The sequence below is a fragment of the Burkholderia sp. PU8-34 genome, assembly GCF_053427725.1.
In genome coordinates, this window is record NZ_JBSAXC010000001.1 from 305,141 (window position 1) to 323,843 (window position 18,703).

General features: G+C 68.2%; 16 protein-coding genes and 1 pseudogene. 12 read left to right on the forward strand and 5 right to left on the reverse strand.

The genetic code is table 11. From position 1 onward, the window contains the following. Window positions 1–113: 113 nt before the first annotated feature. On the reverse strand, window positions 114–1,673 hold the full coding sequence (locus ACV22Z_RS01285) for a methyl-accepting chemotaxis protein (protein WP_448074511.1): 1,560 nt from the start codon (window positions 1,671–1,673) through the stop codon (window positions 114–116). A 274-nt stretch (window positions 1,674–1,947) separates the two neighbouring features. Between ACV22Z_RS01285 and ACV22Z_RS01290 the strand changes: the two genes are divergently transcribed. After that, window positions 1,948–3,462: an MDR family MFS transporter gene (locus ACV22Z_RS01290; protein WP_448074512.1), complete on the forward strand. Its 1,515-nt coding sequence runs from the start codon at window positions 1,948–1,950 to the stop codon at window positions 3,460–3,462. 46 nt (window positions 3,463–3,508) lie between these two features. Here the strand turns inward: ACV22Z_RS01290 and ACV22Z_RS01295 are convergent, their stop codons facing one another. Together ACV22Z_RS01295 and ACV22Z_RS01300 are read right to left on the reverse strand one after the other, a co-directional pair. Beyond that, window positions 3,509–4,630, reverse strand: a complete 1,122-nt coding sequence (locus ACV22Z_RS01295; protein ID WP_448074513.1) for a porin — start codon at window positions 4,628–4,630, stop codon at window positions 3,509–3,511. Window positions 4,631–4,718: 88 nt separating this feature from the next. Further along, window positions 4,719–6,083 (reverse strand): MFS transporter, encoded by a 1,365-nt coding sequence (locus ACV22Z_RS01300; protein WP_448074514.1) that lies wholly within the window; start codon window positions 6,081–6,083, stop codon window positions 4,719–4,721. Between the two features lie 475 nt (window positions 6,084–6,558). On the opposite strand from ACV22Z_RS01300, the gene ACV22Z_RS01305 reads away from it, so the two are divergent. The 4 genes from ACV22Z_RS01305 to ACV22Z_RS01320 all read left to right on the forward strand — a co-directional run bounded on the left by ACV22Z_RS01305 (window position 6,559) and on the right by ACV22Z_RS01320 (window position 10,184). Continuing rightward, the gene (locus tag ACV22Z_RS01305; RefSeq protein ID WP_448074515.1) at window positions 6,559–7,575 is read left to right on the forward strand and encodes an AraC family transcriptional regulator; all 1,017 of its coding nucleotides are present in this window, start codon (window positions 6,559–6,561) and stop codon (window positions 7,573–7,575) included. A 97-nt stretch (window positions 7,576–7,672) separates the two neighbouring features. After that, a complete protein-coding gene (locus ACV22Z_RS01310) occupies window positions 7,673–8,236 on the forward strand; it encodes an N-acetyltransferase family protein (RefSeq protein ID WP_448074516.1) in 564 nt (187 codons plus the stop codon). Window positions 8,237–8,245: 9 nt separating this feature from the next. Then, window positions 8,246–9,079: a MerR family transcriptional regulator gene (locus ACV22Z_RS01315; protein WP_448074517.1), complete on the forward strand. Its 834-nt coding sequence runs from the start codon at window positions 8,246–8,248 to the stop codon at window positions 9,077–9,079. Window positions 9,080–9,203: 124 nt separating this feature from the next. Beyond that, the gene (locus ACV22Z_RS01320; RefSeq protein WP_448074518.1) at window positions 9,204–10,184 is read left to right on the forward strand and encodes a sulfonate ABC transporter substrate-binding protein; all 981 of its coding nucleotides are present in this window, start codon (window positions 9,204–9,206) and stop codon (window positions 10,182–10,184) included. Between the two features lie 86 nt (window positions 10,185–10,270). Here the strand turns inward: ACV22Z_RS01320 and speB are convergent, their stop codons facing one another. Continuing rightward, a complete protein-coding gene (gene speB / locus ACV22Z_RS01325; protein WP_448074519.1) occupies window positions 10,271–11,239 on the reverse strand; it encodes an agmatinase in 969 nt (322 codons plus the stop codon). A gap of 493 nt (window positions 11,240–11,732) precedes the next feature. On the opposite strand from speB, the gene ACV22Z_RS01330 reads away from it, so the two are divergent. The 5 genes and pseudogenes from ACV22Z_RS01330 to ACV22Z_RS01350 all read left to right on the forward strand — a co-directional run. Beyond that, window positions 11,733–12,404, forward strand: coding sequence for a lysoplasmalogenase (locus ACV22Z_RS01330; RefSeq protein WP_448075136.1), 672 nt, complete (start codon window positions 11,733–11,735; stop codon window positions 12,402–12,404). A 247-nt stretch (window positions 12,405–12,651) separates the two neighbouring features. Then, the gene (locus ACV22Z_RS01335; RefSeq protein ID WP_448074520.1) at window positions 12,652–14,229 is read left to right on the forward strand and encodes a flavin-containing monooxygenase; all 1,578 of its coding nucleotides are present in this window, start codon (window positions 12,652–12,654) and stop codon (window positions 14,227–14,229) included. A gap of 23 nt (window positions 14,230–14,252) precedes the next feature. Further along, a complete protein-coding gene (locus tag ACV22Z_RS01340) occupies window positions 14,253–15,188 on the forward strand; it encodes an SDR family NAD(P)-dependent oxidoreductase (RefSeq protein ID WP_448074521.1) in 936 nt (311 codons plus the stop codon). Beyond that, window positions 15,185–16,090, forward strand: coding sequence for a metal-dependent hydrolase (locus tag ACV22Z_RS01345; RefSeq protein WP_448074522.1), 906 nt, complete (start codon window positions 15,185–15,187; stop codon window positions 16,088–16,090). Before ACV22Z_RS01340 ends, ACV22Z_RS01345 begins: the two co-directional genes overlap by 4 nt. Window positions 16,091–16,094: 4 nt before the next feature. Then, window positions 16,095–16,334, forward strand: a pseudogene (locus tag ACV22Z_RS01350) (alpha/beta fold hydrolase); the annotation flags it as partial. Window positions 16,335–16,342: 8 nt separating this feature from the next. Here the strand turns inward: ACV22Z_RS01350 and ACV22Z_RS01355 are convergent. Continuing rightward, window positions 16,343–16,897, reverse strand: a complete 555-nt coding sequence (locus ACV22Z_RS01355; RefSeq protein WP_448074523.1) for a putative glycolipid-binding domain-containing protein — start codon at window positions 16,895–16,897, stop codon at window positions 16,343–16,345. A 127-nt stretch (window positions 16,898–17,024) separates the two neighbouring features. On the opposite strand from ACV22Z_RS01355, the gene ACV22Z_RS01360 reads away from it, so the two are divergent. Both ACV22Z_RS01360 and ACV22Z_RS01365 read left to right on the forward strand, forming a co-directional pair. Continuing rightward, window positions 17,025–17,930, forward strand: a complete 906-nt coding sequence (locus ACV22Z_RS01360) for an urea transporter (RefSeq protein ID WP_448074524.1) — start codon at window positions 17,025–17,027, stop codon at window positions 17,928–17,930. Next, window positions 17,905–18,681, forward strand: a complete 777-nt coding sequence (locus ACV22Z_RS01365) for a class II aldolase/adducin family protein (protein WP_448074525.1) — start codon at window positions 17,905–17,907, stop codon at window positions 18,679–18,681. Before ACV22Z_RS01360 ends, ACV22Z_RS01365 begins: the two co-directional genes overlap by 26 nt. Window positions 18,682–18,703 lie beyond the last annotated feature (22 nt).

Below are 18,703 nucleotides of genomic sequence, written 5' to 3' on the forward strand. Positions count from 1 at the left end.
GCCTGCGGCCGGTCAGGTCCGGCTGCGCCGGTCGGTACTTGCCGCTTCCTGGGTCTGGGTCTGGGTCCGGGTCCGGGTCTGGGTCTGGGTCTGGGCCTGCGTCTGCGCCCGCGTCACGCGACGCGGAACGCGCCCACTGCGCGGCGCAGCCCGTCGGCCTGCTCCTCGAGCGACGCGGCCGCGGCCGCCGCTTCTTCGACGAGCGCCGCGTTCTGCTGCGACACCTGATCCATCTGCGACACCGCGCGGTTCACCTGCTCGATGCCGTCGCGCTGCTCGTTCGACGCCGCCGCGATCTCGGTCATGATGCTCGTCACGCGCGCGATCGCCTGCTGGATGTCCTGCATCGTCGTGCCGGCGACACCGACGAGCCGCGAGCCATTCGCGACACGCTCGACCGATTCGCCGATCAGCGTGCGGATCTCCTTCGCCGCCGATGCCGAGCGCTGCGCCAGCGTCCGCACCTCGCCCGCGACCACCGCGAAGCCGCGCCCCTGCTCCCCGGCGCGCGCCGCCTCGACCGCCGCGTTCAGCGCGAGGATGTTGGTCTGGAACGCGATGCCCTCGATCGTGCCGATGATGTCGGCGACCTTCTGCGAACTCTGGTCGATCTCGTTCATCGTGCCGATCACCTCGCCGACGACCGTCGCCCCCTTCGTCGCGATGTCGGACGCGCTGTCCGCGCAGGCCTGCGCCTCGAGCGCGTGATCGGCGTTCTGCTTCACCGTCGCGGTGAGCTGCTCCATGCTCGCGGCCGTCTGCTGGAGCGCCGCCGCCTGCTCCTCGGTGCGCTGTGACAGGTCGGTGTTGCCGGCCGCGATCTGGTGTGTCGCGGTGACGATCGCCTCCGAGCCGTTCGTGACCTGGCGCACGGTGTCGGCAAGGCTACGCTGCATCCCCGTCACGCCATTGACCAGTTCGGCCATTTCGTCGCGCGACGACCACCGTACCTCGGACGTCAGGTCGCCGTCGGACAGCCGCCGGAAATGCGTGAGCAGCCGCGCGAGCGGCTGCGTGATCGCGAAGTGCAAGCCGATCGCGCAGCCGAGGCACGCGGCGAGGCCGAACGCGATGCCGGCCACCGCGCCCACGCGCAGCCAGCTGTAATAGGTCTGCGCGGTGTCGTAGACGTCCTTGCCGCGCGCCACCTGGAATTCATCGAGCGCATTGGTCGCCTGCGTGAGCGCGATCGACAGCGGCGGTGCGACCGTCATCAGCAGGCGGTCGGCGTCGTCGTGGCGGCCGGCGCGGACGGCGTCGATCATCGGTTTCAGCGCCTGCCCGATCAGCGCCTGGCGCGCGGCGTCCATCCGGTCGGCGAGTGCACTCTCGTCGCCGTCGTGCGGCATCGCCGCGTAGACACGCCACGCGGCGTCCGCCTTCGCGAGGTAGCCATCGGCCTTCGTTACGACATCCGCGACGTCGGACGACTCGGGATGCAGCACTGCGCGGTCGAGCGTCGTGCGCACGATCGTCAGGTTCAGCCCCGTCGCGGAGAGCGCGGTCTGGGCGGCCAGTTGCCGCTTATAGGCCTGTTCGAGCGCGCGGTTCGAACTCTGCATGCCCGCGAGGCCGATCAGCCCAGATACGACGAGCAGGGCCGCGACAAGGCCGAGCGTGGAAAAGATCCGGGTCCGGATCGAGAAACGGGAGAACAGGGCATTCAGGTTCATGACGGCACATGTGCGGTAAGAAACGCCGCGGCGATCGGCACACGGCATCCGGGATTACGGTTTGCCTGCAGGAAACTTGAGTCCGGCGCCATTTTCTTTCCTGATGCAGGTCAATTTCCGGCCCGTCTGACTGATGAGTCCGACGACGGGCGACCGGACTGGTGAATCCAACGCCCTGTTACGGTTGCAACAATTTGAGGTGCGGCAGAAATTGACCAGGCAACTTTATCGCTCTATATTCTCGAACAATTCACTGCCACGGCAGATATCAGCCATGTCAACCGAGATCCTTCCGCACCCGCCAACCGCCGGCACCGCACGCCGCGACGCCCCTGTCGGGCTGATCATCGCCGCGCTGCTGCTCGTGATGCTGCTGTCCGCGCTCGACCAGACGATCGTGTCCACCGCGCTGCCGACGATCGTCGGCGAGCTCGGCGGGCTCGACCAGCTTTCATGGGTCGTAACCGCCTACCTGCTGTCGTCCACCGTCGTGCTGCCGCTCTACGGCAAGCTCGGCGACCTGTACGGCCGCAAGGTCGTGCTGCAGGCGGCGATCGTGCTGTTCCTCGCCGGTTCGGTGCTCTGCGGCGTCGCGCAGGACATGACCCAACTGATCCTGCTGCGTGCGTTGCAGGGGCTTGGCGGCGGCGGCCTGATGGTCGTCACGATGGCCGCGATCGGCGACCTGATCCCGCCCGACGAGCGCGGCCGCTACCAAGGCATGTTCGGCGGCGTGTACGGCCTCGCGACGATCATCGGGCCGCTGCTCGGCGGCTTCCTGGTCGAGCACCTGTCGTGGCACTGGATCTTCTACATCAACCTGCCGCTCGGCTTCGTCGCGCTCGCGGTGATCGGCGTCGCGTTCAAGCCGCACACCGCGCACGTGAAGCACCGGATCGACTACATGGGCGCCGCGTTCCTCGCGACCGCCCTCACCTGCATCGTCCTGTTCACGAGCGAAGGCGGCTCGCTGCTGCCGTGGTCGTCGCCGCAGCTCTGGATGACGCTCGTGCTCGGCCTCGTCGCGATCGGCGGCTTCCTCTACGAGGAGCGGCTCGCCGCGGAGCCGATCATGCCGCTCGACCTGTTCCGCCACCGCACGTTCGTGCTGTGCAGCCTGATCGGCTTCGTCGTCGGCATCGCGCTGTTCGGCTCGGTCACGTTCATTCCGCTGTATCTGCAGGTCGTGAAGGGCTCGACGCCATCGCAGGCCGGCATGCAGCTGTTGCCGATGATGGGCGGGATGCTCGTGATGTCGGTCGTGAGCGGCCGCCTGATCTCGCGGCTCGGCAAGTATCGACTGTTCCCGATCGCGGGGACGCTGGTCGGCGGTATCGCGATGGCGCTGCTGTCGACGTTGTCGCTCGACACGCCGCTCAACACGATATACGGCTACATGGCGCTGCTCGGCATCGGGCTCGGGATGGTGATGCCGGTGCTCGTGCTCGCGGTGCAGAACACGATCGACTTCCGCCACATGGGCGTCGCGACATCGGGCGTCACGCTGTTCCGCTCGATCGGCGGCTCGCTCGGCGTCGCCGCATTCGGCGCGCTGTTCTCGAACGGGCTGCAGTCGCGGCTCGCGAGCACGCTGCCGGCCGGCACCGAACTGCCGCCGTCGCTCGGCCCGGCCACCGTGCGCCATTTGCCGGACGCGGTGCGCGATGCATATCTGCATGCGTTCGCGGGGTCGCTGCACGTCGTGTATCTCTCCGCGGCGACGGTGATCGCGATCGCATTCGTGCTCGCGTGGTTCGTCGAGGATGCACCGCTGCGCAAGCGCGCATGATGGCACCGGCGTGCGGCGGACGGGAGGCTCTGGCGCCGCGGCCCGGTCAGAACCGCTGCTGCAGACCGGCCATGATCCCGAACTGGTTCCGCCCCATGTCGACCGTTCCGCCGGCAGCGACCGCCTTGGCGGCCGTCGCGCCGTTCAGCATGTATCCGACCGACGTGTAGACGCGCGTCCGCTTGGACAGAAGATGGTTCGCGCGCCCGACCAGCAAGGTCGCGTTCGCAGCCGCGTTGCGCGCCGGCCCGCGTTGCAGGTAGCGCGTGCCTTGCGCGTCGAACGACACCGTCGGCGTCAGCGTATAGGTGGTCCCGGCGAAGAAGATGTCGGTCTGCAAATGAGTGGCGGCCGCGACGTTGTTCCGTATCCATCCCGCGCCGAGTTTCGCACGCCCCATCACCGCGTATCCGCCGACGACGCTGTGCGTGCTCGTATGCGCGCTGCTGTCGAGCGGCGCCGATGCGCCCGCCCCGCCGCGCTTCACGTCGTAGGACGCCGCGACGCCGAAGCGCGTCGCGTCGTATCCGACCAGCACCGTATATTGCCGGCACGCGAGCGGATTGCCCGGCACCTGCCCCGCGCAGCCGGTGGCAGAGGGCCCGGCCGGCCCGGCGGCGTCGCGGCCGAAGCTGTACGTGCCGCCGATCCTGAATCCCCGGAACTTGCCCAGGTAGCCGATCGCATTGTCGCTGCGCGCATTCGGCAGATACGCGTCGAAGTTGCTCGGCGAATGAATCGACGGCCCGATCACGTCGGCGTTGGCGAGCGCATAGGCCGTCATGTTCATTTGCCTGCCGAGCGTGAGCGTTCCGTGATCGCTGCTCAGGCCCATGTTCGCCTGCCGGCCGAACAGCCGCCCGCCGTAATTGAACCCGCCCGTGCCGGGCTGGAAGCCGTTTTCCAGCACGAAGAACACCCGGTAGCCGCCGCCAACGTCTTCGGCGCCTCTCACGCCCCACCGCGACGGCATTTCGCCGGTCAGATGCGGCATGCCCACCGCCGATCCGCCCTTCGCCGCATGGTTGTAGTACGAAACGCCGGTATCGACGATGCCGTACAGCGTCACACTGCCTTGCGCATGCGCGAGGCCAGCTGCCGCCATCAGCGCCATTGCAAGCGCATTCCCTTTCACCATCGCCTTCAACGCCCCCGAATCGATATGCATGACTGACTTGTTCCCATGAGACGAACGACGCGGCGTTGCCGCGCGCGATCGGCCGCCGGCCTCGCGCCGGCGCCCCGCCATCTGCCGCTCAGGACTGTTGCGCATGCGACACCTGCCGCTCGCCGCCGGACTCCTGGCGGCCGTGATGCGAAGCCGAGCGCCGATGATCGATCAGTCCGACCGCAACGGCCGCCACCAGCGCAGGCAGCCCGATCGCCATGAAGTTCTGTTCCAGCGGCAGATCGATGCCCACCAGCGCGCCGATGACGATCGGCGCCAGGATCGCGCCGCTGCGGCCGACGCCCAGCGTCCAGCCGATGCCGGTCGAACGGATCGCCATCGGATAGAACTGCCCCGCATACGCGCAGTTGACGATCTGCGTGCCGATGGTCGACGCGCCGGCCAGGCCGACCAGCACGAACAGCAGCGCGGTCGGCATCTTGTAGCCGAGCAGCGTGATCGACACCGCGGCGAGCAGATACATCGACACCAGCACCGTCTTGATCGGAAAGCGGTCGGCCAGCCAGCCGCCGCCGATCGCGCCGACCATCGCACCGGCGTTCAGCACCAGCACGAACGTCAACGCGGAGCCGAGGCTGTAGCCCGCGCCCGCCATCAGCCGGGTCAGCCACGAGCTGAGCGCATACACCATGAACAGGCACATGAAGCAGGCGATCCAGAACATGACCGTGCTGAAGCCGCGACCGTCGTCGAACAACTGGCGAACCGGTGCGTTGCCCGCCTTGTCCTCGCGCGGGACGACATAACAGTCGCCCGCTTGCGGCCGGTACGCCGGATCGAGCCGGCGCGCGATGCGCGCGAGTTCGTCCGTCCGGCCGCGCCTGATCAGGAACGGCAGCGATTCCGGCATCCATTTCACGAGCAGCGGGACGAGCAGCACCGGCGCACCCGCGGCGACGAACACGGACTGCCATCCGTACGCCTCGATCATCCCCTTGCCCATCACGGCCGCCAGCATGCCGCCGACCGAATAGCCGCTGAACATCAGTGTCACCAGCGTGCTGCGCACGCGCCGCGGCGCGTACTCGGTCATCTGGGCGATCACGTTCGGCATCACGCCGCCGATGCCGATGCCCGCCAGGAAGCGGGCGGCGCCGAACAGCGCGGGCGTCGGCGCCAGTCCGGCCGCCGCGGTAAACACGCTGAACAGCGTCAGGCAGGCCGCGATGGCCCAGCGACGCCCGATCCGCTCGGCGACGGTCCCGAACACGATGTTGCCGAACATCATGCCGAACAGCGCCGAGCTGACCATGAAGCCGGCCTGCGCGGGATTGACGCCCATCTCCTTCATGATCGCCGGCAGCGCGATGCCGGCCACCGCCAGGTCGTAGCCGTCGAACACGATGATCAGCGCGCACCAGAACAGCACGACGCCGTGCAGCGGGCCCAGCCGCGCGTCGTCCGAAAGCGCCTGCAGGTTGATTTGACGCATGTGGGTTCCTTCCTTTTTCAGATGGGGTTCGGGGCCGGAGGCAACCGTCTCACGATGTCCGTGCGAAGCAGCAGGCATCCGCCGCTCACCGCCGAGCGGCGTGACACCGCCCGTCGGTCGCGCCGTTTCAACGTGCGGCGTCAGCGAACGTTCGGCGCATTTATTTAGTAGTTGTACGAAGCGTTGTCGCCAAACGGTTTCCGTCCAGATACCGGCGCAGTGTAGGAAGCCACAATGTTTTTCACTATCCGGAATTTGCACGCGGCTCGCGAATTTGATCCGCTTTTCCGCGCGCTATCCGGATTTTGCATTGGCGGGAACGACGACTATCCGGTTCTTGCGATACTTTACACAAGCCTGACAAAGATCAATATCATCCGTTCAGGAGATCCAGACACAAGAGAAACCGATGTGGCACGACGCACATCCGCGGCCAGCCGGATGCGCAGCACGGATACGCCACACAGGAGACGCCATGCCCCTCACCCCCAATGCGGAAGTGCTGTCCGCGCTGTATCGGAATTGCCTGTTCCGATCCGGCTTGCGCATGGATGCGCACGAGCAGGTGTCCGCGGAGCTGGCCGAGCATGCGCTGCGCTGGAAGCGGGGCGTGCCCGACGCGGCGCTCTTCAAGGCGCAGCTGAATCACCTGACCATCTACGCATTGCAGTACGGCGCCGAAGTCGAGGTCACGCCGCGCCCGTTCGACGGCTTTTCGCTCGTCCACACGTCGCTCGCGGGCGGCGCCGAAATAGAGTGCGACGGGCACGTGATGGGCGTGTCCGAAGGACGCACCGCCGTGCTGGCGCCCAAGGCGCACGTCCGCCTCCGCTGGCGGCCCGGCACCCGGCAACTGATCGTCAAGGTGCCCGATTCGCTGATACGCCTGGTCTCCGGCCGGCCGCCCGACGACGCGGCGCCCGGCCTCGCGCCGGGATTCCTGCTGCCGGGGGCGCTGGCGTCGCAATGGGATCTGATCGCGCAGTCGCTGCTGAACGTCCTCGCCGTTGCCGACGAAGGCGGCATACGGGCCGAGTGGCGCGACCATTTCGAACGAAGCCTCGCGCTGTTCCTGCTCGTGCATCGCCCATCGCTCACCGCGGCGCAGGCGGGCCCGGCGGCGGACTCGCGCGGCGCGCCGGCGGAATCCGGCGCGCGGGGCGGCATCAGGCAGATGGACGCGCTGCTCGAATTCATCGACGCGCGGCTCTGTGCGCCGATCTCGCTCGAAGATCTCGCCAGGGCGGCCGGCGTCAGCTTTCGGACGCTGAACGTGCTGTGTCGCCGCTACCACGGCGCGACCCCGATGGAGCTGCTGCGCAACATCCGGCTGGACGCCGCCCGCGTGCAATTGCTGACCGACCCGAGAGCCAGCATCACCGATACGGCGCTGACGTTCGGCTTCGGGCACCACGGCCGCTTTTCCGCCTACTATTTCGCCCGCTTCAACGAGTTGCCGCGCGACACGCAGAAGAAACGGCCGCCGAACTGAACGCCGCGACGCCCGACGCGCGGCCGCCGCTTTACGGGCCCGGCAATCGCCCGCATAGTAGCGGTTCCCCTGAATCGCCACCCTTGCGCCCGTCACCATGTCCGCCACGCCAGCCGCCTGCATCGTCCGCGACTCGACCGACGCCGACCTCGACGCCATCCACGCGATCTACGCGCATCACGTCCGCCACAGCGTCGCGTCGTTCGAGGAAACGCCGCCCGACGTCGCCGAACTGCGCGCGCGCCGCGCCGCCGTGCTGCGCGACGGGCTGCCGTATCTGGTCGCGGAATGCGACGGCCGCGTCGCCGGCTACGCGTACGCGACGCCGTACCGTACGCGCAGCGCGTACCGCCACACGGTCGAGGACTCGATCTATATCGACGACGCGCAACGCGGGCGCGGGACCGGCCGCGCGCTGCTCGCGGCCCTGATCGCGCGCTGCGAGTCCGGCCCGTGGCGGCAGATGATCGCGGTGATCGCAGACGGCGGCACGGGCGGTTCGACGTCGCTGCATCGCGCGTTCGGCTTCGAGCCGATCGGCATCCTGAAAGCGGTCGGCTACAAGCACGGCCGCTGGATCGACACCGCGCTGCTGCAGCGCCCGCTCGGCGACGGCGCACGCACACTCCCCGCCTCGCCCGCGCCCGCCGCGTCGCGCTAGAATGGCCGCATGCCAAAACAGACTCACTCCACACCCGACGAGGCCGCTGCGGACAGCCGCAATGAGTACACGGTCGACGAGCTCGCGCGCGTGTCCGACACGACCGTGCGCAACGTCCGCGCGTACCAGGACCGCGGGCTGCTCGCGCCGCCCGAGAAACGCGGCCGCGTCGGCATCTACGACGACACGCACGTCGCCCGCCTGAAACTCATCAATCACCTGCTCGCGCGCGGCTACACGCTGTCGAACATCCAGGACCTGATCAAGGCGATCGACGAAGGCCACGACCTGCGCTCGATCCTCGGCCTCGAAAACGCGATCGGCGGCCGCTGGTCGCACGAACTGCCGAAGACCTATTCGCTCGCCCAGCTCGCGCAGATGTTCGGCCCGCAGACGGCCACGCAGCTGTCGCGCGTGACCGAGCTCGGCCTGCTCGAGCGGCGCGGCCTGTCGTTCGTCGCGAAGAGCCCCGCGCTGCTCGAGGCGGCGGCCGCGATGACGAAGGAAGGCATTCCGCCGCGCGAGCTGCTCGACGTGATCAGCCTCGCGCGCCCGCACTTCGACGCGATCGCGCGGCTGCTCGTCGACCTCGTCGTGAAGCGGCTCGACCGTTACGACGAAGGCACGCTGCCGCCGCCGACCGACGTGCCCGCGCTCGTCGACGCGATCTGGCGCCTGCGTCCGCTCGCGGCCGTGTTCGTCGAAGGCGAGACGAACCGTGCACTCGAAGCCGCGGCAAGCGCGTACCTCGGCGGCCGTGTCGCGACGATCCTCGACAAGAAACTCAGCGACGAAGCCGCGCGCCAGAGCGGTGCGCCGGACGCGCCCGGCGACAAAGCATAGGCCCGGCGCCGTCATATTCATATCGGCATTGCTTCGTTTGCGGGCGCGCATGCCCATGCGACGATTCTTCCAACCGAGCGGCGAACACCGCTCGCCCGAAGACGTTTCGCATGGAGCCCGTTCGATGATTCGTTTCACCCGCTGGATCACCCGCACCGCCGCCGTCACGCTCGTCGCGCTGTCCGCCGCGTCGGCCTTCGCGCAAGGCGACGCCGACAAGGTCGTGCGCATCGGCTACCAGAAGGCCGGCCTGCTGTCGATCATCAAGGCGCAAGGCTCGCTCGAGGCGCGGCTCAAGCCGCTTGGCTACGGTGTGCAGTGGTTCGAATTTCCGGCCGGCCCGCAACTGCTCGAAGCGCTGAACGCAAACAGCATCGACTTCGGCTATACAGGCGCACCGCCCCCCGTGTTCGCGCAGGCGGCCGGCGTCCGTTTCGTGTACGTCGGCGCGGAACCGCCGTCGCCGCACAACGAAGCCGTGTTCGTGAAGGGCGACTCGCCGATCCGCTCGCTCGCCGACCTGCGCGGCAAGAAGGTCGCGCTGCAGAAGGGCTCCAGCGCGAACTACTTGTTGCTGGAAGCGCTGAAGAAGGCCGGCGTGCGCTACGACGAGATCCGCCCCGTGTACCTGCCGCCCGCCGACGCGCGCGCCGCGTTCGAGAGCGGCAGCGTCGACGCATGGGCCGTGTGGGACCCGTACTACGCGGCCGCGCAGAATTCGCTGAAGATCCGCACGCTGTCCGACTACACGGGCCTCACGCCCGCGAACAACTTCTACGAGGCGACGCGGGATTTCACGGAGCAACATGCCGACGTGGTCGGCGCGATCCTGAAGCAGGCGCGCGAGACAGGCCTGTGGGTCAACGGGCATCCGGCCGAAACTGCCGCGCTGCTCGCGCCGAAGGTCGGCCTGCCGCTGCCGCTCGTCGAGACGTGGATCAAGCGCGTGCCGTTCGGCGCGGTGCCGATCGACGAGAAGATCGTCGCGGTTCAGCAAGGCGTCGCCGATGCGTTCTACGGGGCGAAGCTGATTCCGCAGAAGCTGAGTGTTGCCGACAACGCATGGATCGATAAGCGCGTGGCGAGCGCGCTCGCGGCGAAGTAACGCGCGACGCAGCACGCATTCATTCGAGAAAGGCTGACGGGCACCCGCCTGTCGGCCCGTTGCGTTGCGTAGCCGTGCGCGCCCGCCTACTTCAACGCCCCCGCCACCTTCTTCTGCCGCCACAAACACAGCAGATCGCACGCAACATGCGCGGCCGCGATCGCGGTAATGTCCGCATGATCGTAAGCCGGCGCGACCTCGACGACATCCGCGCCGACCAAGTTCACCGCACCGAGCGCGCGCACGATCACGAGCGCCTGCGCGGACGACAGCCCGCCCGCGACCGGTGTGCCCGTACCGGGTGCGAACGCCGGATCGAGGCAATCGATATCGAACGTCAGGTACGCGGGCCGCGCGCCGACGATGTCGACGATCCGCTCGACCGCCGCGCGCGGGCCATGCTCGTGCACCCATGCGGCATCGAGCCGCTCGATCCCGAGAAAATCATCGTTCCACGTGCGGATGCCGACCTGCACCGACGTCGCGGGATCGATCAGCCCTTCCTTCACCGCCTTGTAGAACATCGTGCCGTGATTGAGGCTGTCCGGCTCGTCGTCGGCCCACGTATCGCAGTGCGCGTCGAAATGGATCAGCGACAGCGGCCTGCCATAGCGCTCCGCGTGCGCGACGAGCAGCGGGTACGTGATGTAGTGATCGCCGCCGAGCGTCAGCATCTTCGCGCCCGAGCGCAGGATCGTGCGCGCATGCTCGACGATCGCCGGCTTGATCGTCAGCGGGTTGTGCGCGTCGAACCAGCAGTCGCCGTAGTCGATCGCCGCCAGCTCGTCGAACGGATTGAAGCCCCACGGATACGGATTGAGCTCCGCGAGCTGCACGCTCGCCGCGCGGATCGCCGCCGGGCCGAGCCGCGCGCCCGAACGGTAGGTCGTCGCGAGATCGAGCGGCACGCCCGAGATCGCGACATCGACGCCGTCGAGCGCGCGCGTGTAATTGCGCCGCATGAACGACAGCACGCCTGCATAGGTGTTTTCGATCGAGGCGCCGTACGGGGACGTGCGACGGATCGCACCGTCGCCGTGGAGAAGTTCGGTCATGTCGAACCTGTTTTCTGAGAGCCGGTCTCGCCATGCCTGCGGTCGGTCATCGGCGGATCGGAACGGCACGGATTCATTTCGGACGGGCGGCGCGACCGGCGGTCGTGACCGTCGCGCCGGCTGGCGAATCCTGTAGCGCAGCCGGGCGGGAAAACGTGTCCCGCGCCGATGATAGCAAGCCGAATTTCAGCGTATGCCCCGGTTCAGCCGGGGCAAAGCGCAAAGAGACGACGACCCGGTACGGATCACGCGGCGCGCCGTCAGCGGGCAACTGCGCGACATCCGAGCAATGCATGCATAAACGCGCGGTTGCTCCGGACCGCCGGTACAGCACACGGGAACGAGCCGATCGCGACGCAGCGCACCGCCGCATTTCCTAGAAGGATTCGCCGGTTTTCGCCGCAGCGTTCTTCCGGATAATGGCCGGCAGCCGCGCCCCCGCAGGCGCGCCGCCGACAACAATCTTCCGGAGACGCCCGCCATGACCGCCACAATGCCCGCCATGCTTCCCGCCACCTACCGCCGGCTCTGGCCGCTCGCCGTCGCCGCCGCGCTGCTGTACGGCCTGTCGCTCGCCGCCGCCCCCTATCCGGGCCAGGCCGCCGCGAAAGCCTCGATGGGCGTGCTGCTGCTCGCCGTGGGCAGCGCGTGCGGCGCGGCGCGCGAACGCGCGTGGCTGTGCGCGGCGCTCATGACCGCCGTGCTCGGCGACGTGCTGCTCGCGCTGCCCGGCTGGCCGCTGTCGTTCGTCGGCGGCCTCGGCGCGTTCCTGCTCACGCACCTGTGCTACTGCGCGATCTTCCTGCGCTGGCGCGCACGGCCGCACGGCTGGCGCATCGTCGCGCTGGTCGGGCTGTGGATCGCCGCGCCTGCGTTCTACCTGGCCTTCCTGCCGCACCTCGGCGAGCTGCTGGCGCCGGTCGCCGTCTACATGCTCGTCCTGTGCGCGATGGCGAGCTTCGCGCTCGCCGCCCGCACACACGGCCCGCTGGTGGCCGTCGGCAGCCTGATCTTCGTCGGCTCCGATACGCTGATCGGCGTCGGCCGGTTCCTCGGCGGTTTTCCGGGCATCGACTACCTGATCTGGGGCCTCTACGCGCTCGCGCAGGTCACGATCGTGGCCGGGGTTTTCCATGAGACGGCTGCCCGATCGATCCGCCCCTGATTCCGTTTCAAACAGACCGCCGCGCGTCGGCGGTCGGCCGCACCACCCGCAGACCCACGTTCGCCGGGCCTCGCCCGCCCGGCGGCCGCCCTGCCGCCCTCCCGTTCCAAACCCCTCTACGCCATTTCCCACAAGGCTTCCGGCCCTTAGAGTCCCCCGTCTAGCCTCTTGCGGTTTCCCGGCTCACCCACTATCGTTACATCACACAATGTAACATTAAAAAATGAGCCATAACGGAGACACCCGGATGAATGCTCGCACCTTGCCTTTCGGCCCCCCTGGTTACGACGGCCCGGACGAATCGATCGACATCGCCATCATCGGCACCGGCTTCGCCGGCCTCGGCATGGCCATTCGCCTGCGGCAGACCGGCGTGACCGACTTTGTCGTCATCGAGAAGGCGGCGTCGGTCGGCGGCACGTGGCGCGACAATCATTACCCCGGGTGCGCATGCGACGTGCAATCGCACGTCTACTCGTTCTCGTTCGCGCCGAACCCGCGCTGGACGCGCATGTTCGCGCCGCAGCCGGAAATCCGCGCGTATCTGGAAGACTGCGTGCAGCGCTTCGGGATCGGCTCGCACCTGCGCCTGAACCACGAACTCCAGCGCGCCGAGTACGACGAGGCCGCGCAGCGCTGGCGCCTGACGTTCGCGAACGGCAAGCGGCTCGCCGCGCGCGTGCTGGTGTCAGGGATGGGCGGGTTGTCGCGCGCGGCGCTGCCATCGATTCCGGGCGTCGAAACCTTCACGGGCCGCGCGTTCCACTCGCAGCAGTGGGACCACGACTATCCGCTCGACGGCAAGCGCGTCGCGGTGATCGGCACCGGCGCAAGCGCGATCCAGTTCGTCCCGCAGATCGCGCCGCGTGTGAAGCAGCTCGCGCTGTTCCAGCGCACGCCGCCGTGGATCATGCCGAAGCCGGACCGCAACCTGACGAAGCTCGAGCAGTGGCTGTTCCGCGCGCTGCCGTTCACGCAGAAGCTCGTGAGAAGCGGGATCTACTGGATGCTCGAATCGCGCGTGCTCGGCTTCGCGATCCATCCGTCGCTGATGAAGAACGTGCAGAAGCTCGCGCTGCGCCACATCCGCAAGCAGGTTCCCGATCCGGAGCTGCGCGCGGCAGTGACGCCAAACTACACGCTCGGCTGCAAGCGCGTGCTGATCTCGAACGACTACTACCCGGCGCTGTCGCGCAAGAACGTCGACGTGGTCACGACCGGCATCGAGCGCATCGACGGAAACGCGGTCGTCACGTCCGACGGCAAGCGCCACGAAGTCGACTGCCTGATCTACGGCACGGGCTTCCAGGTCGCCGATCCGTATCCGCGTGGCGCGATCATCGGCCGCGGCGGCCTCGACATCGTCGATGCATGGCGCGACGGCGCGCACGCGTATCTCGGCACGACACTGCCCGGCTACCCGAACTTCTTCATGATCGTCGGCCCGAACACAGGGCTCGGCCACAACTCGATGGTGTTCATGATCGAGTCGCAGATCGAATACATCCTGGGCGCATTGCAGGTGATGCACCGCGAGCGCGCCGATGCGATCGAGGTGCGTCCGCTCGTCGAGGCGCAGTTCAACCACGACTTGCAGGGCCGGCTCAAGAAGGCGATCTGGTCGACCGGCGGCTGCAAGAGCTGGTATCTCGACCCGCGCACCGGCAAGAACACGACGCTGTGGCCGGGCTTCACGTGGCGCTTCCGGCAGGCGACGGCCCGTTTCTCGATGGCCGACTATCACGCGTATCGCGCGCCGCAACACCACACGGCCGCGCGGCCGATCGCCGCGCCCTCCCCCGCCGCTTCCGCCGAAGCGGCCTGAGACCCGAACAGGAGCCAACCGACATGAGAGATTTCGCCAACAAGGTCGCCGCGATCACCGGCGCAGGCTCGGGCATGGGCCGCTCGCTCGCGCTGCAGCTCGCGCAGGCCGGCTGTCATGTGTCGCTCGCCGACAAGAACGCGGTCGGCCTCGCGGAAACCGAGCGCATCGTGCGCGCGATCGCGCCGAACGTGCGCGTGACGACGCGGGTGCTGGACGTCGGCGACCGCGACGCGATGTTCGCGTGGGCCGACGACACCGCGAAGGAACACGGCAAGGTCAACCTGATCTTCAACAACGCGGGCGTCGCGCTGTCGAGCACGATCGAAGGGATGGAATACAGCGATCTCGAGTGGATCGTGAACATCAACTTCTGGGGCGTCGTGCACGGCACGAAGGCGTTCCTGCCGCACCTGAAGGCGTCCGGCGACGGGCACGTGATCAACACGTCGAGCATCTTCGGGATCTTCGCGCAGCCGGGCATGAGCGGCTACAACGCGACCAAGTACGCGGTGCGCGGCTTCACCGAATCGCTGCGCCAGGAACTCGACATGATGAAGTGCGGCGTGTCGGCAACCTGCGTGCACCCGGGCGGCATCCGCACGAACATCGCGCAGTCGAGCCGCGTGTCGAAGAACATGGTCGGCTTCATGGTCGAGAGCGAGCAGCAAGGCAAGGACACGTTCGAGAAGTTCTTCATCACGACCGCCGAGGATGCCGCGCGCACGATCCTCGCGGGTGTGCGCAAGAACAAGCGCCGCGTGCTGATCGGCCGCGATGCGCGCGGCGCCGACTGGCTCGCGCGGATCCTGCCCGCCGCCTACCAGGCGCTGGTTGTGCTCGCAACGAAACACGAGGCCGCGAAGGCACGCCGCCGCGCGGCGCGCAACGCGCCCGCGCCCGCGCCGGTCCATGCAACGTACAACCATGCAGGCAACCAGGGAGGAGAACAATCATGACGACACCGCAGATGATGCCCGTGCGGCGCGACATCCGTTTCGCGCTGCCCCCTGAACACGCACGCGACTGGCACGTGCAGGGCGTGCCGGTCACGCACTTCATGAACGCGCTGTCGCTGCTGTTCCCGGCCGGCGAGCGCTTCTTCATGGATTCGGTGCGGAACTACCGCGACCGGATCGAGGATCCCGAGCTGAAGAAGCAGGTGATGGGCTTCATCGGCCAGGAGGCGATGCACACGCGCGAGCATATCGAGTACAACGACCTGCTGCAGGCATCGGGCCTGCCGGCGCACAAGCTCGACAAGCGCCTGTGGACGATCCTCGGCTGGTTCAAGAAGGTGCTGCCGCATTCGATGCAGCTCGCGATCACGATCGCGCTCGAGCACTACACGGCGATCCTCGCGAACCAGCTGCTGTCGGGCCACGAGCACCGGATCGACGGCTCGGTCGAAGGCTATCAGCAGATGTGGATGTGGCACGCGATGGAAGAGACCGAGCACAAGGCGGTGTCCTACGACGTGTGGAACGCCGTGATGAAGCCGGGCCTCGGCAGCTACCTGCTGCGCACCGGCACGATGCTGACGACGACCGTGCTGTTCTGGGCGATCGTGTTCGACTTCCACCTGCGTCTGATGTCCGCGCACCGGCGCCGTCATGGCAAATTCGGCGGCATGTGGCGTCTCGTGAAATACCTGTACAGCCCAAAGCATGGCGTGTTCCCGAGCATCGCGAGAGAATGGCTCGACTATTTCCGGCCGGGCTTCCATCCGTGGGACCACGACAACCACCAGTACCTGCAAGGGCTCGACACGCTGCTCGCGAACATCGACGCGACCAACGCGCGCTACGCCGCACAGGCCGCGCCGCGCCGCGTGCCGCTGCATCCGGTCCCGCAGGCATGACGCGATGGCGCGCGCAAACGAGATGCTGACCGTCAAATCCGGCGACGTGAAGCTCGCCGTCTATGTGAGCGGCTCACGCCGCGCGCCGCCCGTGATCCTCGTGCACGGCTACCCGGATTCGGCGACGGTCTGGGCGCCGGTCCGCGCGCGGCTCGCGAAACGCTACCGCGTGATCGCGTACGACGTGCGCGGCGCGGGCGCATCCGATGCGCCGCGCCGCCGCGCGGATTACACACTCGCGCGGCGGACCGCTCAGCGGAGCGCCGGCAAGCGCCTGAACAGCGTCTCGTAGTCGATCACGAGGCCGTCGTCGTCGATGTCCATCTCGGCGGTGAAGTTCCGGAAGATCCCTTCGTACCGGTAGCGCCGGCCCGGCTCGATGCATATGTAGGCCTGCTTGACCGCGGTGGCCGTCAGGTCGGGCGTCGACACATAGACGACGTCGATCGGCTGACGCTCGCCGCGCGCGAGCCCGAGGCGGCCGATCGGCAGCGCGTTCGTGAACGGCGTGGCCGCGATGTCGATGTCGATGCAGCCGTCGAGGTCCGGCAGCGCCCGCCCCGACGCGTCGCGCCAATGGCCGTGGCCGTCGCCGTGCAGCTCGAGCGTGCCGCCGCCCATTACCTTGAGCGCCGCGTAGGTCGCGCGCCACTGCGCATCGCAGACGAGCCGGTAGGCGAGCCCGTAAGCACGGCCATACCGCTGGCCGACCACGGCGCTTTCCACGACGATGCCGCCGTCGCTGCGGTCGAACGCCAGATGTTCGATCCCGTCGCCTTCGAGCGACGCCCAACGCACTTCACGCATCGTCCCGCCTCCTCGTCCGATCCCGGATGCGACGCATCCTCGCACAAATTCCCGGTATCCAGAATTCCCTATTCCGGTGCACGCCGATCTGCCCTATGCTCGCGGCTCGCCCTGCTCCTCCGCCGTCATGTCTGCCACCCCGTCCGCCTCGCCCACGATCGACCTGCGCGTCCTGCTGCGCAGCATCGGCCAGATCGTGCTGCAGGCGAACGCGCTGACGGGTACGCTGCTGCTCGCCGCGCTCGCAGTGACCGACGTGCGCCTCGCGTGCGCGGCGCTGCTCGGCGCAGCGGCCGCCAACATGACCGCCGTGCTGACGGGTGCCGTGCGTCGCGACGTCGAGCTCGGGTTGCACGGCTTCAACGGCGTGCTCGCCGCGCTGGCGGCCGTCACGTTCGCGCCGCAGCCGTTCGCGGCCGTCGCGCTCGCCCCGCTCGCCGCAATCGGCGCGGCCCTCGTGCAGCGCGCGATGCGCCGGCCGCTCGAGAAATGGCGCCAGTGTCCGTATTCGAGCCCGTGCCTCGCCGTCACCGCGCTGTGGCTGCCGTTTGTCGCGTTGCAGCATGCCGGCACGGGCGCCGCCGAGGTGCCGCCGCATGTGCCGCTCTCGCTCGCCGCGTTCGGGCCCGCGCTGCTCGCGGGCATCGCGCAGACCACGTTCGCGCAAGGCGCGTGGGCGGGCGCGCTGCTCGTCGCCGGGCTGGCTGCCGCATCGCGCCGCGCGGCCGCGTTCGCGCTCGGCGGTGCGCTCGTGTCGACCGCGTTGCTGCTCGCGCTCGGCGCGAACGCCTCAACATGCGCCGATGGCCTGCTCGGCTTCAACGGCGCACTGACCGCGCTCGCGCTGATGCCGCGCGGCACGCGCGCCGCCGTCGCGGGCGCGGTGCTCGCCGCGCTGCTGCAGTGGCTCGCGATGCGCGCGGACGTCGCCGTCCTCACTGCACCGTTCGTGCTCGCGTCGTGGCTCGTCGTCATGCTCACGCGCCGCTTCACTCTGGGAGATGCCGATGTCGTCATTCGCTCACCGTCCTGATGCCGTCAAGCCCGGCGGCCCGATCTCGGACGCCGAACGCCGGCAGCGCGTCGATCTCGCCGCCGCATACCGCCTTGTCGCGCTGAACGGCTGGGACGACCTGATCTACACGCACTTGTCCGCAACCGTGCCCGGCGAGCCCGGCCATTTCCTGATCAACCCGTTCGGGCTCACGTTCGACGAAGTGTGCGCGTCGAACCTCGTGAAGATCGACCTGGCCGGGAACCGGATCGGCGATAGCGAACATGCGGTCAACGTGACCGGCTTCGCGCTGCACGCGGCCGTGCATGCGGCGCGACCCGATGCGGTGTGCGTGATGCATCTGCACAATACGCCCGGCATCGCGGTGTCGATCCAGCGCGACGGGCTGCTGCCCGCGTCGCAGCATGCGCTGCGCTTCTACGGCGATCTCGCGTATCACGACTACGAGGCGCTCGCGTTCTCGCCCGCCGAAGGCGCGCGGCTGACCGCGAGCCTCGGCGCAAAATCCGCGATGCTGCTGCGCAATCACGGCACGCTGACGATCGGCCGCACGGTCGCCGAGGCCTACGTGCTGATGGATACGCTGATCAAGGCGTGCGACATCCAGGTGCGAGCGCAGGCGGGCGGCGGGCCGCTCGTGCTGCCCGATGCAGCCGTGGCCGCGCGTACAGCCGAGCAGCTGCGCGACGGCGGCGCGATCGAAGGCGAGCTTGAATGGCCTGCACTGCTGCGCCGCCTCGACCGCATCGATCCGTCGTATCGCAATTGAGTTGATTGAATTGTTCTGACCT

What these genes read in the sequence shown, in the direction of transcription:
- ACV22Z_RS01340 (WP_448074521.1), top strand. Translation starts at nt 14,253, where the DNA reads ATGAGAGATTTCGCCAACAAGGTCGCCGCGATCACCGGCGCAGGCTCG.
- ACV22Z_RS01290 (WP_448074512.1), top strand. Translation starts at nt 1,948, where the DNA reads ATGTCAACCGAGATCCTTCCGCACCCGCCAACCGCCGGCACCGCACGC.
- ACV22Z_RS01355 (WP_448074523.1), bottom strand. Translation starts at nt 16,897, where the DNA reads ATGCGTGAAGTGCGTTGGGCGTCGCTCGAAGGCGACGGGATCGAACAT.
- ACV22Z_RS01330 (WP_448075136.1), top strand. Translation starts at nt 11,733, where the DNA reads ATGCCCGCCATGCTTCCCGCCACCTACCGCCGGCTCTGGCCGCTCGCC.
- ACV22Z_RS01360 (WP_448074524.1), top strand. Translation starts at nt 17,025, where the DNA reads ATGTCTGCCACCCCGTCCGCCTCGCCCACGATCGACCTGCGCGTCCTG.
- ACV22Z_RS01300 (WP_448074514.1), bottom strand. Translation starts at nt 6,083, where the DNA reads ATGCGTCAAATCAACCTGCAGGCGCTTTCGGACGACGCGCGGCTGGGC.
- ACV22Z_RS01320 (WP_448074518.1), top strand. Translation starts at nt 9,204, where the DNA reads ATGATTCGTTTCACCCGCTGGATCACCCGCACCGCCGCCGTCACGCTC.
- ACV22Z_RS01295 (WP_448074513.1), bottom strand. Translation starts at nt 4,630, where the DNA reads ATGCATATCGATTCGGGGGCGTTGAAGGCGATGGTGAAAGGGAATGCG.
- ACV22Z_RS01335 (WP_448074520.1), top strand. Translation starts at nt 12,652, where the DNA reads ATGAATGCTCGCACCTTGCCTTTCGGCCCCCCTGGTTACGACGGCCCG.
- ACV22Z_RS01345 (WP_448074522.1), top strand. Translation starts at nt 15,185, where the DNA reads ATGACGACACCGCAGATGATGCCCGTGCGGCGCGACATCCGTTTCGCG.
- ACV22Z_RS01365 (WP_448074525.1), top strand. Translation starts at nt 17,905, where the DNA reads ATGTCGTCATTCGCTCACCGTCCTGATGCCGTCAAGCCCGGCGGCCCG.
- ACV22Z_RS01305 (WP_448074515.1), top strand. Translation starts at nt 6,559, where the DNA reads ATGCCCCTCACCCCCAATGCGGAAGTGCTGTCCGCGCTGTATCGGAAT.
- ACV22Z_RS01310 (WP_448074516.1), top strand. Translation starts at nt 7,673, where the DNA reads ATGTCCGCCACGCCAGCCGCCTGCATCGTCCGCGACTCGACCGACGCC.
- ACV22Z_RS01315 (WP_448074517.1), top strand. Translation starts at nt 8,246, where the DNA reads ATGCCAAAACAGACTCACTCCACACCCGACGAGGCCGCTGCGGACAGC.
- ACV22Z_RS01285 (WP_448074511.1), bottom strand. Translation starts at nt 1,673, where the DNA reads ATGAACCTGAATGCCCTGTTCTCCCGTTTCTCGATCCGGACCCGGATC.
- speB (WP_448074519.1), bottom strand. Translation starts at nt 11,239, where the DNA reads ATGACCGAACTTCTCCACGGCGACGGTGCGATCCGTCGCACGTCCCCG.